12 protein-coding genes are annotated in these 14,956 nt (G+C 41.0%); 6 read left to right on the top strand and 6 right to left on the bottom strand.

Annotated features, from left to right (window positions below; translation table 11 throughout):
* Positions 1-196: 196 nt before the first annotated feature.
* Positions 197-880: a cell division ATP-binding protein FtsE gene (locus tag LU635_RS05455; protein WP_240097018.1), complete on the bottom strand. Its 684-nt coding sequence runs from the start codon at positions 878-880 to the stop codon at positions 197-199.
* A gap of 161 nt (positions 881-1,041) precedes the next feature.
* Here LU635_RS05455 and LU635_RS05450 point away from each other — a divergent pair, with 161 nt between their 5' ends.
* A complete protein-coding gene (locus tag LU635_RS05450; protein WP_240097016.1) occupies positions 1,042-4,062 on the top strand; it encodes a tetratricopeptide repeat protein in 3,021 nt (1,006 codons plus the stop codon).
* Positions 4,063-4,093: 31 nt separating this feature from the next.
* Positions 4,094-5,815, top strand: coding sequence for a TonB-dependent receptor (locus LU635_RS05445; RefSeq protein ID WP_240097014.1), 1,722 nt, complete (start codon positions 4,094-4,096; stop codon positions 5,813-5,815).
* Positions 5,816-6,120: 305 nt separating this feature from the next.
* Here the strand turns inward: LU635_RS05445 and amrB are convergent, their stop codons facing one another.
* Positions 6,121-7,194 carry an AmmeMemoRadiSam system protein B gene (gene amrB / locus LU635_RS05440; RefSeq protein WP_240097012.1) on the bottom strand — a complete coding sequence of 358 codons (1,074 nt, stop codon included), beginning with the start codon at positions 7,192-7,194 and terminating at the stop codon, positions 6,121-6,123.
* 145 nt (positions 7,195-7,339) lie between these two features.
* Here amrB and LU635_RS05435 point away from each other — a divergent pair, with 145 nt between their 5' ends.
* The 3 genes from LU635_RS05435 to LU635_RS05425 all read left to right on the top strand — a co-directional run bounded on the left by LU635_RS05435 (position 7,340) and on the right by LU635_RS05425 (position 10,592).
* Positions 7,340-8,971 (top strand): amidohydrolase, encoded by a 1,632-nt coding sequence (locus LU635_RS05435; RefSeq protein ID WP_240097010.1) that lies wholly within the window; start codon positions 7,340-7,342, stop codon positions 8,969-8,971.
* 36 nt (positions 8,972-9,007) lie between these two features.
* Positions 9,008-9,940, top strand: a complete 933-nt coding sequence (locus LU635_RS05430; protein ID WP_240097008.1) for a peptidylprolyl isomerase — start codon at positions 9,008-9,010, stop codon at positions 9,938-9,940.
* A 106-nt stretch (positions 9,941-10,046) separates the two neighbouring features.
* Positions 10,047-10,592 carry a YfiT family bacillithiol transferase gene (locus tag LU635_RS05425; RefSeq protein WP_240097006.1) on the top strand — a complete coding sequence of 182 codons (546 nt, stop codon included), beginning with the start codon at positions 10,047-10,049 and terminating at the stop codon, positions 10,590-10,592.
* Positions 10,593-10,615: 23 nt separating this feature from the next.
* On the opposite strand, the gene LU635_RS05420 is transcribed toward LU635_RS05425, so the two are convergent.
* Both LU635_RS05420 and LU635_RS05415 read right to left on the bottom strand, forming a co-directional pair.
* Positions 10,616-11,260, bottom strand: coding sequence for a peroxiredoxin (locus tag LU635_RS05420; protein ID WP_240097004.1), 645 nt, complete (start codon positions 11,258-11,260; stop codon positions 10,616-10,618).
* A gap of 95 nt (positions 11,261-11,355) precedes the next feature.
* Positions 11,356-11,913: a thioredoxin family protein gene (locus LU635_RS05415; protein WP_240097002.1), complete on the bottom strand. Its 558-nt coding sequence runs from the start codon at positions 11,911-11,913 to the stop codon at positions 11,356-11,358.
* 77 nt (positions 11,914-11,990) lie between these two features.
* Here LU635_RS05415 and LU635_RS05410 point away from each other — a divergent pair, with 77 nt between their 5' ends.
* Positions 11,991-12,329 carry a tRNA-binding protein gene (locus LU635_RS05410; RefSeq protein WP_240097000.1) on the top strand — a complete coding sequence of 113 codons (339 nt, stop codon included), beginning with the start codon at positions 11,991-11,993 and terminating at the stop codon, positions 12,327-12,329.
* On the opposite strand, the gene LU635_RS05405 is transcribed toward LU635_RS05410, so the two are convergent.
* Both LU635_RS05405 and LU635_RS05400 read right to left on the bottom strand, forming a co-directional pair.
* Entirely contained in the window at positions 12,330-13,037 is a 708-nt protein-coding gene (locus tag LU635_RS05405) for a potassium channel family protein (RefSeq protein ID WP_240096998.1), read from the bottom strand.
* Positions 13,038-13,044: 7 nt separating this feature from the next.
* Entirely contained in the window at positions 13,045-14,835 is a 1,791-nt protein-coding gene (locus tag LU635_RS05400) for a TrkH family potassium uptake protein (RefSeq protein ID WP_240096996.1), read from the bottom strand.
* Positions 14,836-14,956 lie beyond the last annotated feature (121 nt).

The raw sequence follows: 14,956 nt of genomic DNA, 5'->3' as shown, positions 1-14,956 counted from the left end.
ATGAGTTTGCTTCGTCGTTTCACTCCTCGCAAAGACGTTTGTTTTGAAGGTTTCTGCAATCCCGATGGAGTCGGGAGAAGCAGTCTCATTATAGAACGGTCACTGCGAGCCTAGCGACGCAGTCTTATCCGGTTTCCAGCCTTTAGCAGAGATCCTGAAACAATCCCGATAGCTATCGGGACAGGGTGACGAAGATCTATACCGATTTCTGAACCACCTCAAAAACCCGTTGCCCGTCACACTTCAGGGTTTTGGACGGATATTTTAATAGAAGGGCATAATCGTGTGTGGCCATCAGGATGGTATTGCCATTCCTGCTTATTTCCTGCAGAACTTCCATTACCTCTACTGAAGTTTGCGGGTCAAGGTTTCCGGTAGGTTCATCGGCAAGGATAAGTTCAGGGTCGTTAAGAAGGGCTCGTGCTATTGCAACACGCTGCTGTTCACCTCCTGAAAGCTGATAAGGGTATTTAAAACCTTTGGTCTTCATTCCTACCTTATTCAATACTTCATCGATCTTATGATCCATGGCTGTTTTATCCTTCCAGCCTGTCGCTTTTAGAACAAAAAGAAGATTGTCCTTTACATTTCTGTCGGTCAGTAATTTAAAATCCTGGAATACCACTCCTAATTTTCGGCGTAGAAAGGGAATATCTTTTTCCTTTAAAGTCCTGAGGTTAAAATCCACTATATGGCCTTCGCCTTCAGTAAGCGGAAGGTCGCCATAAAGGGTCTTCATAAAACTACTTTTTCCCGTTCCGGTCTTGCCGATGAGGTAAACAAAATCTCCTTTGTTTACTTTCACATCTACTTCAGATAAAATAAGGGCTTCGCGCTGATAGATCGCTGCGTTTTTTAGTTCCAGAACAGTTTCAGACATGAATTGCTAACGTTGATTCGGGTTGTAAAATTATTCCCAAATATACATTTTTCAAAAGGTGACTACATACTTTTTTTTGTATTAACATAATTATAGAACTTAATGAGCGTTATAGAAGCAAGCTTTAAATTATCTTTGAATTCCAATCTAAAACGCAATAAATGACACTTAAAAAAGCTTATCTGCTAGTCGTTTTTATATCTTTCTCATTTTCCGCGATTTGTCAGCAGTCTGCCGTCTATACTCATGATCTGGCCGATTTTAATCGTGCACTGGAATTATACAATAATGAACAGTATCTGGCAGCCCAGAACCTTTTTGATGAGGTGATGGACCAGACCGATGATGAGAAGATCAAGGGCGATGCCGCCTATTATATAGCTAATGCCGCGGTACGTCTCAACCAGCCGGGAGCTGACAGACTCATGGAGCAATTCGTTACCCGTTATCCTACCAGTACCAAAACCAATTCCGCCTATCTCGATGTGGCCGATTATTACTTCCAGACCGGGAAATATGCCCTGGCCAGAAGGTGGTATGATCGTGTGGACGAGAATGCTATGAGCCGCAAGGATCGCGAACGGTTCTATTTCAATAACGGTTATGCTTATTTCAGGGCCAATCAGTTTGAAGAGGCTCAGACCTATCTTAACAGGGTAAGGGATTCAAAGCAATATGGGGCCCAGGCCAAATATTATCTTGGTTATATCGCTTATGAAGGGGATGATTATGAAGAAGCGAACGAATATTTTGAGGAAGTAAAAGGGAATGAGCGTTATACTGAAGATCTTTCCTATTTCCAGGCCGATATGAACTTTAAGCTCGGAAATTTTGAAAAAGCCATAGAACAGGGGCTGGAGCAGTTACCAAAGTCCAACAGACAGGAACTTTCAGAACTTAATAAGATTATTGGAGAAAGCTACTTCAATCTTGGAGAATATGAAAAGGCCATTCCTTACTTAAAGGAATATAAAGGAATGCGTGGTAAATGGAATAATACTGATTATTACCAGCTGGGATATGCCTATTACAAGCAAGGTAATTATGAGGCCGCGATCAATGAGTTCAACAAGATCGTGGATGGTAAGAATGCGATCGCCCAGAATGCCTATTATCATTTAGCTCAGTCTTATCTTGAATCCGGACAGAAGCAACAGGCTCTCAATGCATTCAAGAATGCCAGTGAGATGGAATTCGACGCGAAGATCCAGCAGGATGCAATGCTGAATTATGCAAAACTCAGCTACGAGATCGGGAATTCTTATGAAAGTCCTTCACAGGTCTTAATTAATTATTTGAATAAATATCCCGATTCTGAAAATCGTCAGGAAATGGAAACATTGCTGATCGACTCCTTTATTACTTCTAAAAATTACGAAGAGGCAATGAGGTTGCTTGAGAACAACAGGAACTTTAGCGATAAGCAGGCCTATCAGAAAGTTGCCTATTTCTACGGACTGGAACTTTTTGAAGAAGGCGATTATTACGGAGCGATTGAGAATTTCGATAAAGCATTAAAAGAGCCAAGGGATCAGAATATCACCGCCAGAGCAACTTTCTGGAAGGCTGAAAGTGAATACAACGTGAACCGTATGGACGATGCCCTTCTTGGTTACCGGGAATTCAAGGGGATGAGTGCTGCGAGGAACACAGATGAATATGAAGACCTTGATTACAATATCGGGTATGCTTATTTCAAGAAGAACGACTACTCACAGGCTGTAAATTATTTCAAAAATTATGTGGCAAGTTCAAGTGCTGAAGGTGCCAAAAAGAACGATGCTTTACTTAGGCTTGGAGATACTTATTATGTGACCAGCCAGTACTGGCCGGCTATGGAAGCTTATCAGAATGCTATTAATAATGGAGTTAGCAATGCCGATTATGCTGCATTCCAGAAGGCTATAAGTTATGGTTTTGTACAGCGAAATGATACCAAGATTCAGGAACTGAACAGTTTTATCAATAAATATCCACGTTCTTCTTACCGGGATGATGCAATGTATGAACTTGGGAACACTTATGTGGCTTCCAATAATACTTCACAGGCCATCCAGTCTTATAACCGTATGATAAGGGATGTGCCTCAAAGTGCGCTTGTGCCTAAAGCCATGTTAAGACAGGGACTTATTTACTACAACAATAATGAAGGAAACAAGGCCCTGGAAAGATTAAGAAAAGTAGTGGCAGAATATCCAAACACACCCGAAGCTAAACAGGCAGTTTCTACCGCCAGGAATGTGTACGTAGACCTGGGGCGTACCGATGAGTATGCCAGCTGGGTAAGGAATATAGATTTTGTTGAGGTAAGTGATGCCGATCTTGATAATACTACTTATGAAGCTGCAGAAAATCAGTATCTGAATAACAATACTGAAAAGGCAATCGCGAATTTTGAAAAATATATTCAGAATTTTCCGAATGGAATACACTCCATAAATGCCAATTTTTACCTTGCTCAGTTGTATTACCGAAACGGACAGGTTGATAAATCCATTCCGAATTATCGTTATGTGACTTCCAAGCCGAAAAATGAATTTTCAGAACAGGCCCTGGCAAGATTATCACAGATCTATCTGGAGAAAAAAGATTATGCCCAGGCGCTTCCACTACTTGAAAAACTGGAGAAGCAGGCCGATAATGAGCAGAATGTAGTATTCGCTCAGCAAAACCTTATGAAATCTTATTATGAAACCGGTAATTTCAATAAGGCGAACGAATATGCTGAAAAAGTGCTGAACAATTCAAGTGCGGAAACCGAAGCAAGAAATGATGCAAGGGTCATGGTGGCCAGAGCGGCCATTAAAGCCGGGAACGACAGTAAGGCACGTTCGGCATATAAAGAAGTTCAGAAGACAGCTACCGGCGAGCTTGGTGCAGAAGCCCTTTATTACGATGCTTACTTTAAACATAAAGATGGCAATTATGAAGCCTCGAATGCTGCAGTACAGATCCTCGCCAAGGATTTTGCAGGATACAAGCTTTGGGGAGCAAAAGGTCTGGTGCTGATGGCAAAGAATTTTTATGCCCTGGATGATGCTTACCAGGCAACCTATATTCTTGAGAATGTGACCAAGAATTTCCAGAAATATCCGGAAGTGGTCGCCGAAGCAAAAGCCGAATTAGCCAAAATAAAAGCCCGGGAAGCCAAAACCAATTCTTCCGTAGAAACAAATAACTAAACTTAACTTAACCTAATAGATTCACTGCTATATGCGATTTAAAGCAATCAAGAAAAATCTGTTCTTTAGTCTGTTCATATTTAGCGGGATCCTATACGCCCAGGATCCTATAGGGAGCGAAACAGTAACCGTTGTTAAACCTTATACACCCTCGGTAAGCGACGCGAACAAGATAAGGGAAACTCCTTCAAGGAATGATTCCGTAAGCCTTCAGAAAAAGGAAGTGCAATACTCTATTTTTTCGGTACCGGTGGCTTCCACATTCACTCCTGCCAAGGGAAGGGCCACAACCGTAGAACGCGAAAGACCACCTAAGGTTTATGATAATTATGCCACTCTTGGATTTGGAAATTATTCCAATGTTCTGGCGGAATTCTATTCGAATCTTGAAATAGACCGAAGCAGTAATTTTGGAGTCTATCTTAATCATAATTCCTCACAGGGCGGGATAGAAGGTGTAAGACTGGATGATAAATTTTATGATACAGAACTGAACCTGAGCTATAATACCCGGAATCGTGATCTTGGATGGATGGCTGAAGTAGGGGGGGAGCACCAGCTATTCAACTGGTACGGCCTGCCTGAATATAATGTTTCTACCGATTCAGAGCTTGCAGCTCTTGATCCGGCGCAGAATTATTACTCGGTTTATGTGGGGAGTGAAATAGAACTGTACGATTCTTTCTTTGACAGCGCCAAAGCGAAATTCCGTCATTCGGGGGACTCCTATAGCACTGCAGAGAACCATTTCAATGCCGAGGGGCTTATAGAGATCGAGATCGCTGAAGAGCTTATCTCCACCAAAATCGGAGCCGATATTGTGAATGGAAAGTTTGATCGGGAATATGATTCCGCAATGGGCTATGATTACACTTTTATGAATTTCAATGTGACGCCCAGTCTGTTGATCCTTAGGGATGATCTTAGCATTGATCTGGGAGTGAATTTCGTATATGGGATAGATGCTGAGACCAGTGATGGCAGTTTCTATATTTATCCTGCGGTTTCAGCCAGTTACAGACTTGCGGGCGATTACTTCACTGCATATGCGGGGGTTGATGGAGATCTTCAGCAAAACACATACTATAATTTCTACCAGGAGAATCCGTATGTGTCACCTACGCTTACAATTAATCCAACCGATAATGAATATAAGGGGTATATTGGTGGAAAAGGAAAATTCAGCAATGCGGTTTCTTATAATCTACGCGGAAGCTATCAGTCCCAATTCAATAAACCCTTGTTCAAAAAGAATTATGATGCTTCAACCCTGGAAGGAGAATCTTATACCTATGGGAACAGTTTTGAAGTGGTTTATGACGATGTGAAGACGCTTTCTTTTTACGGGGAACTTAATGTTGATGTGAATCGCGATTTCAGACTGGGAATAAATGCCGAGTTCTTCGATTATAATACCGATGCTCAGGCCGAAGCATGGAATCTTCCAAATTACAAGGCGAGTCTTAATGCTGATTATCAGATCACGGAAAAATGGTATACCGGGGCTAATTTATTCCTTGTGGGAGAACGAAAGGATGAGACGCGCTCTATAAGCCTCGTTTTTAATGATCCTATAGTGACACTGGATAGTTATTTTGATGCAAATGCCCATCTGGGCTATCGCTTTAACGAACAGCTTTCAGCATTTGTGAAGGGAAGTAACCTTCTTGATAATAATTACCAGAAGTGGCTGGATTATGACGTCCAGGGAGTCCAGGTACTGGCAGGGGCAACCTATAAATTTGATTTTTAAGATTCTAATCTTTTAAATCTTCAAAAGATCACCCGGAGTATGAATCTTGTTATTTATGATGACAAACTTTATGCTTCGGGTATTTTTTTTGTCTTTCATCGGATTCTATTTTTAATATGATTATATCGGCTACTTTTCCCTCTTCAAGACTTCCATAAATGTTTTCATTGGATATGATCCTTTTCTACAACGATCCTGCATTTGTGATAAGCAGATCTAAACTTCTTTTATTTTCTTCTTTCTTGCATGAAAAAAGAAGGAAAGAGTTAATGCAGACGAATATTAATTTTTTCTTTTGAGGTAATTTATTGATATGCCATTCCTAAATAGGCCACCCAGTGTGTGGGTTTCGAGGGTGCCGTAGTACCCATTCCAAGGTCTTTTACAGGAATATGTTCATTTCTGAGGCTGGAACGGTAATCGACCATTTTCCCTTGCAGATCTTCATTATTGATAAGCCTGTTTAGCTTATTGGCGAAAAGCAGTCCGAAGGGTACGGAGTATCTTCCGCACCAGGTCCATTTATATTCTTTATAGTCATCTTCCTGGACAGTATATTTATTGAAAGCGTCTATTTTCTCTTCTGAAAGCTGATCCTTCAGGGTCTCATCAATTATTCTTCGATCTTTCTGATGAGCTTTTTTATTACCTTTTTTATCTGTACCAAAGGGAGCAAGATTACTTCCTCCCCAGTCCTCGCTTCCATAATGAATGGCATCGTTGGAGATCACTAAGGCAAGTTCTTTCCCATAGTTAAGGCCTTCTTCCTGCATAATTTCAGATAAAGTTTTGGCAAGCATATCTGAAAATCTCTGCATATCCTCAAACCTCATATATGGCACAAGTAAGGGAAGTATTTTTATATATTGGTTCTGATGCTGAAGAAATGGAACTATAGCCTCCAGGGAATGTTCCAGCTGCATCATATCGTTATGAACCACGAAGGACTCACCAGGAATTTTTTCGAGAAGTCTGTCCCTTAATGGAGAGATTTCCACCTTCCCGTAAGGGGCCTCCCAGGCCTCATACGATCCAAAGATCAGCTTATCCTGTAATTCATAATTCCTCGCACGGTGAGCCACACCAATTAGTACTACTGTATTTGCTTTTATTCCGGAAAGAGTTTTGAGGTATAGACCGGCTGCATAGCTATAATCGTCATGCGGGCTTATTACCGTTTTGTATACTTCTTTAACCGGGGTTTTATCTGCATCATCTATACGTGAAATTATACTGTCCATCTGCCAGGCATGTTTCGCAAATCCAATGGAATCATGGAATTCTCTAACAGGAAAACTGTCATGAGAAGAGGAATACTGGGCTACAGAATTCTGAGCGAAAAATGAAAAAAAGAAGATGAGAAAAAAGTTGAATTTCATTTTTGGGTTATTAAGGATACATAATTTTCTAAAATATCAATTTAAATTGAGACCGCCCTTAAAGCTTATACTGTTCGCTTAATAATTAGATGGGATCATAGCTTTCTGATATGCTTTATTTATTTTTAACTAAAATTTTATCAAAATGAAGAAAATATTTGGGCTTTTAAGTCTCACTATCTTATTATTTAGCTGTGAATCTTCCCGGGAGAAAGCAGATCTTCTGATCTATAATGCTAATATCTATACCGTAAATGATGCTTTTCAAAAAGCAGAGGCATTTGCAGTAAAGGACGGTAAATTCCTCGAAATCGGGACTTCGGAAACTTTAAAGGAAAAGTATGAGTTTTCTGAAGTAATCGATGCTGAAGGAAATGCGGTTTATCCGGGTTTAATTGATGCTCATGCTCATTTCCACGGTCTTGGGATGCAACAGCAACGGGTTGACCTTACAGGCACCAAAAGTTTTAAGGAAGTGGTTGCCCGCATTGTGGAGTTTCAGCAAAAGAACAAAACCGAATATATTACAGGCAGAGGATGGGATCAGAATGACTGGGAGGTTAAGGAATTCCCGGTAAAGGATACGCTGGATGAACTCTTTCCCGATACCCCGGTGGCCATCACAAGAATCGATGGTCATGCAATGCTGGTAAATCAGGCCGCACTCGATCGTGCGAACATCACTACGAGCACTAAGTTCGAAGGCGGGGATATCGAGCAGAAGAATGGAAAACTAACCGGGATTCTGGTGGATAATCCTATGGATATAATCACTGAATCCATGGATGCCACAGATATAGCAACTCACACCAAAGCATTGCTTGATGCCCAGGATATCTGTTTGGGTTACGGCCTTACTACCGTTGATGATGCCGGGATAGACAGGGAGGTTATAGAATTGATAGATAGCCTCAACAATTCAGGAGAATTGAAGATCAGGTTATATGCAATGGTTAGCAATACCAAAGAGAACCTTGATTATTACCTTGATAAAGGGCCATATAAGACGGATAGGCTGAATGTACGATCAGTGAAATTCTACGGAGACGGCGCGCTTGGATCAAGAGGTGCAGCTTTAAAAGCTGAATACTCCGACAGGCCGGGGCATTTTGGAGCCTTATTATCTCCTGTTTCAGAATTTAAAGAAACTGCTGAAAGGATCTCTAAATCTGAATTTCAAATGAACACTCATGCCATTGGAGATTCCGCCAATTACCTTGTACTGAAAACTTACGATTCACTTTTAAGTTCCGGGGAAGATCGGAGATGGAGAGTAGAACATTCACAGGTAATAGATTCATCAGATTTTGATTATTTCAGTAAGAATATCATTCCTTCGGTTCAGCCAACGCATGCTACCAGTGATATGTACTGGGCGGAGGACAGGTTAGGAGAAGAGCGTATAAAAGGCGCTTATGCTTATAAGAAATTGCTCGACCAGGCTGGTATCGTAGCATTGGGAACCGACTTTCCTGTGGAGCAGGTAAATCCATTTCTTACTTTCTACGCAGCCGTAGACCGTCAGGATACTGAGAATTATCCAGAGGGCGGATTTATGAAAGGGCAGGCACTTAGTAGAGAAGAAACATTAAAAGGAATGACCATCTGGGCGGCCTATTCAAATTTTGAAGAAAACGAAAAGGGAAGTATAGAAGCAGGGAAATTTGCTGATTTTGTGATCCTTGATCGCGATATAATGGAGGTTGAAATAGACAGTGTGCCTGCTACGAAAGTTCTCAGGACTTTTGTAAACGGGGAGCAGGTATATAAAAATTAAACTCGGTATCTTTGCACTTTATCAAAATTCAATAAAATGAACGACGGATTATATGCCAAATTCCATACTTCAAAAGGGGAGATCCTTGTGGAGCTGGAATACGAAAAAACTCCCGGTACGGTTGGAAACTTTGTGGGACTTGCCGAAGGGAAAATAAAGAATGAACCTAAAGAAGAGGGAGAACCTTATTACGACGGACTTAAATTTCACCGTGTGATCCCCGATTTTATGATACAGGGAGGTGATCCACAGGGAACCGGTGCCGGTGGTCCGGGATATAATTTCGATGATGAAATTCATCCTGAACTTAGGCACGATGCTCCGGGAAAATTATCCATGGCTAATGCCGGGCCCGGAACCAACGGAAGTCAGTTTTTCATAACTCATGTGGAAACTCCATGGTTAGACGGGAAGCATACAGTATTCGGGAATGTGGTTGAAGGCCAGGAAGTAGTGGATAAGATCCAGCAGGGAGATAAGATCGAAAAGCTGGAGATCATTCGCGAAGGTGCAGCCGCGGAAAGTTTTAATGCCGAAAAGGCCTTTGAGGAATTCAATGCTGAAAAGGCTGAAAGAGAGGCTGAAGCAAAGAAAAAAGCGGAAGAAGAACTGGATAAGCTTGCAGCAGGTTTTGAAAAAACCGAAAGCGGACTTCGTTATAAGATCATTCAGAAAGGTGATGGAAAGAAGGCTGCAAAAGGAAACAGTGTTTCTGTTCATTATAAAGGTCAGCTGGCAGATGGAACTGTTTTCGATTCGTCTTATAAAAGAAATAAACCGCTTGAATTTCCTATTGGAGTCGGTCATGTGATTCCGGGTTGGGATGAGGGAATTCAATTGTTGAGCGTTGGTGACAAAGCAAGAATGGTAATTCCATCCCATTTGGCCTACGGAGAAAGAGGTGCCGGAGGGGTTATTCCTCCAAATGCGGTCCTGATCTTCGATGTGGAACTGGTAGATGTAAGATAAATTCTAATGGTGGCCGGTCAAGGGCTGGTGCCGGTAGAAAAGAAACGGAAGGAATATATAAAGAAAAAACGCACTGAAAGTTCAGCGCGTTTTTTTATTTTTAGGAATGACTACAGAAGAACTTCAAAATTTAAAATATCCCATTGGGAAATATGAATTTCCTGATGATATTTCTCAATCTGTCATTGAGAACTGGATCCAAACCATCGAAGAATTACCCGGAAAACTGAATAGACTTATCAGGCCTCTGGATAATGAACAGCTGGATACTCCATATCGTACAGACGGCTGGACCATTCGTCAGCTGGTGCATCATATTGCCGACAGTCATATGAATGCTATACTCAGGTTCAAATGGGCGCTTACAGAAGATACTCCAACTATCAAAGCTTATGATCAGGATTTGTTTGCAAAACTGGATGACAGTCTTTCTGCTCCCGTGGAATTTTCGCTGGATTTTCTCAGCGGTTTGCATGCTAAATGGGTATTTCTCCTGAAAAGCCTCAGGACTTCTGACTTTGAAAAGAAATTTGTGCACCCTGAAACCGGAAAAGAAATCAGTTTACTTTGGCTTCTGGGAATGTACGCCTGGCATAGTCAGCATCACTATGCACATATTGAGAATATTTTAATTAAAAAAGGCTGGAAATAAGTCCAGCCCTTTTCTAATAAACCTTACTTCTTCAATTCAGGTTGTGGTGTTATTCTAAGATATGGTTTTACAGTCTTGTAACCTTTAGGAAACATCTTATCGGCTTCCTCATTGCTTACAGAAGGGCTAATCACTACATCTTCCCCATGTTTCCAGTTTGCGGGGGTTGCCACTTTATTATAGGCCGTTAGCTGAAGAGAATCTATAACGCGTAAAAGTTCATCAAAATTCCTTCCGGTACTGGCAGGATAGGTGATCATCAGTTTGATAGTCTTATCGGGCCCAATCACATAGACCGATCTTACCGTTTGGGTGTCATCTGCCTTTGGATGTATCATTCCGTAGAGATTGGATACCTTTTTGTCTTCATCAGCGATAATCGGAAAGTTAACGGTAGTATTCTGAGTTTCATTGATGTCCTTGATCCAGCCTTCATGCGATTCCAGTCCGTCAACACTCAGTGCCATCACTTTTACATTCCTTTTTTCGAATTCATCCTTATAATTGGCCACTGTCCCCAGCTCTGTAGTACACACGGGGGTGTAATCGGCAGGGTGGGAGAACAGGATTCCCCAGCTATCTCCCAGATAATCATAAAAATTGATCTTTCCTTCCGAGGTTTCGGCATCAAAGTTTGGGGCTTTGTCTCCTAATTTCAACTCACTCATAATCTATGATTTTTAATTGTTAATAAAACCTATTAAGTCTATAGGTTTTTAAATTTACTAAAAATAATCGCCAAAGAATTTAAGCTTTGGTTAAATTAATTCTTCCACTTAATATTACAGCCGATACTCGGTTTTTGTACGGGTGAAACCTTCCGGTTGTTCAGAACTGCATCCATGGCTTCCCTAAGGTCCCTGCCATTGGAGTGCAAACCATTACCAGGTCTGCTGTCATCCAGCTGACCGCGATAGATAAGTCTTGATTCATCGTCAAAAAGGAAGAAATCTGGTGTGCAGGCGGCGTCATAAGCCTTTGCAATTTCCTGGGTTCCATCAAAAAGATAAGGGAATGAATACTGATGTTTTGCCGCCATTTCTTTCATCATTTCGGGCCGGTCTTCAGGATAACTCTCAACATCGTTGCTCATTATAGCTACTGAGCCGAATCCCAATGGCCTATAATCGTTGGCAAGCCGAACGATTTCTTCATTCACATGTTTAACAAAAGGGCAGTGGTTACAAATGAACATTACCAGAGTTCCCCGTTCTCCTCGAACATCTTCGAGGGTATAAAGGTGATCTGTGATGGTATCCATCAGTTTAAAATTGGGTGCCTTTGTACCCAGTTCAATCATATTTGAAGCAGTGCGTGCCATCTTTTTCTATAAAATTAAATATTTAAACCCGAATTAGTGCTGAATATTCTCTATTTTGATCTTCTTAAATTACAGATATGAAAGAGATCGATTGGAATGATTTCGAAAAAGTGGAAATGAGGGTAGGTACGATTATTTCTGCCGAGGCATTTCCGGAAGCAAGAAATCCTGCTTATAAACTAAAAATAGATTTCGGGGGTGAGATAGGAGAAAAAATGTCTTCAGCTCAGATAACGAGGCGGTATACTCACGAAGAACTACACGGAAGGCAAATTATCGCGGTCGTCAATTTTCCGATTAAGAAAATAGCCGGTTTTAAAAGTGAGTGTCTTGTGCTTGGCGTGATGGGAGAAAATAAAGATGTGGTTCTTCTGTCTCCCGATCAAAATGTTCCAGATGGTCTGCGAATAGGTTAATTACATACCTTCTTTGAATTTCCGGTGATGGTCCAGCAGCTTCTTTATATCCTTGTTATTGCCGTACAATACCATGATATCGTCTTTATATAATTTTGTATCTGCCCTCGCTATTCCCTGTACCGTAGTCCGGTCTTTGTCCACTCCCATTTCATTCTTTTCCTGAGAGACCTCCATGGTAGTAAGAACAATGATGTTGAACTCATCCTTGATCCCCAGCTCCTGTATGGTTTTGTCGTGATACTCTTTCGGAATCCTGGTTTCCACAATGCTGTAATTTCCATCAAGTTCAAAACTGTCAATTACTCCTTCCAGATTTAATCTTTTAGCCCATCGTTCGGCTGTTTCTTCTTCGGGATGGATTATCTCATTGATTCCCATTGCTTCGAGCACCGTATTCTGCAACGGGTCTACTACCCGCCCAATGATCCTTTTCACATGTTTCTTTTTCATCAGGGCTGCCGCCATGATATTGGATCCGGTATCTTCCCCAATAGCAATAATTACCACATCGGCATCTTGTAATGGCAAGTTCCCCACGGCCTCGGGATCGGTTGCATCAAGATTGATTGCATGTGTAAGTTTTTCCTTGATACTCTCAATCTTGCTCATCCTGATATCCACCCCTATTACTTCATTTCCCATTTCGGTAAGCTTTTCTCCCAGGGAAGATCCAAATTTTCCTAAACCGATGATTATATATTTCATTCTCCAATTAATTAATTAAGATTTCATCTTTTGGATAACGATAATTGAGATGTCTCACTCTTCTTAACATCGCTATCATGATGGTTAACATACTTACCCTTCCTATGAACATGGTAAAGATTATCACCAGTTTGGAAGGAAAGGATAGGTCTCCGGTAATTCCGGTAGACAGCCCCACCGTACTGTAAGCTGAAAATGCCTCAAAGGCAATACTTAACAGCGTCTTATCGCCGTCAAAAGAAGCGATCAGAAATATTGAGATCCCGATTACCATTAAAGATAGTGATATGATCGCAAAGGCTCTTCTTATAGTAGACTCAGAGATCTCTCTTTTGTAAACTTCAATCCTGTTCTTTCCTTTTGCCAGGCTCAGAAAATTAAGTGTAGCCACCGCTATGGTACTTGTCTTAATCCCACCACCCGTAGAGGCTGGAGAGGCACCAATCCACATCAGAAGGAAAATGATCATCATGGTACTGAAGTTCAGTGCTCCTGTATCTACCGTATTAAAGCCGGCAGTTCTGGGAGTGGCTGCCCCGAAAAAAGAGGTTACAATTTTTCCAAACCAGTTATGTTCTGCAAGGGTGTTGTTATATTCAAAAAAGTAGAAGACCGTGGTTCCCAGGATCAACAGTGCAGTAGTGGTATATATTACAATTCTGGTGTTCAGATTGATCACCCAGGGTGAATGGACCGATTTCCTTTTTTTAGTTATTTCTAATAACTTGTTCTTGAACAGGTAGATGACGTAACGGTAAAGATTGAGAAGAATCGGAAAACCTATTCCTCCCAGGATAAAAAGAATGGCGATGACCAGATGCAACGGATAGTTAAACCTGAAGGCCGGGTCGTAAAGACTTTGTTCCAGAGTTGAAAACCCTGCATTGCAAAATCCACTTACGGCATGAAATACCGAAAAGAATAACCGGTCAGATATTTCTGAAATCTCATTTTTGCTAAGGCTGAAATAAATAAGAACAAAGCCTATAAATTCAAATATAACAGTGATGAAAAGTATCTTTTTCAATACGCTAAGTACTTCACCTATTTTTTCAGAACTGGTGACATCCTTCAGCATGATCTGGTTCTCGTAGGAGGTCTCTCCCCTGAAAAAATAACTGAAATAACTGGCGAAGGTCATGATTCCCAGTCCGCCAAGCTGCATCAAAACAAGAATTATGCTTTGCCCGAATACCGTAAAGTAAGAGCCGGTATCCACAACTATCAAACCGGTAACACAAACCGAGCTGGTAGCCGTAAAAAGTGCGTCAATAAAACTTATATTGTCTACGCTGGCTTTTGGGAGCATGAGAAGGGCGGTTCCAATTAGGATCAGCGATAGGAAACTGGCGATGAATAACTGCGCGGGATTTAAGGAAGTTCGGTTAAAGTTGAGTTCAAATGTGGAGAATTCCCTGATAAAAAAAATGAGACCTGCCAGGTATACAAATACCATTTTATTAATGTATTCCAGTAGCAGGAAGTTTTCCCTTAAAATATCGATACGCATTAATAACAACAAACCAAGCAGTACTCCAAGTACGGAATCGAATATATTTACTTTGACCCGGTGTTTCAGGTCGAATATAAAATGCCTGACAAGAATAGAAATAAACCCGACGGAAAGAGCGATAAAATAGAAATCCCTTAGTTGTCTCTCTTCATATTCGCCATGTTTAAACCCGAGATCGAAGATGGATACCAGGATTATGACAAAACTTAGAAGAAACGAAAGAGTGCTTAAATATCTAACGAACCTCTCATTTTGTAACCAGCTTTTAAATCCTGAAAATTTCACTTAAGCGTAGTTTTTAGCATATGGAAGAGTATTTGCTTTAACCCAGAAAGTCCGAAATACAGACTTTCGGACTTTCTGAATCAGCTCAGTCTTTTACAAAGTTATCCAAATAAGATACAAG

This window comes from Christiangramia crocea, from assembly GCF_022410465.1.
GTDB classification, from domain to species: Bacteria; Bacteroidota; Bacteroidia; order Flavobacteriales; family Flavobacteriaceae; genus Christiangramia; species Christiangramia crocea.
Note: the sequence above shows the minus strand (reverse complement) of the source record. Positions and strands in the feature narration are given on the sequence as shown.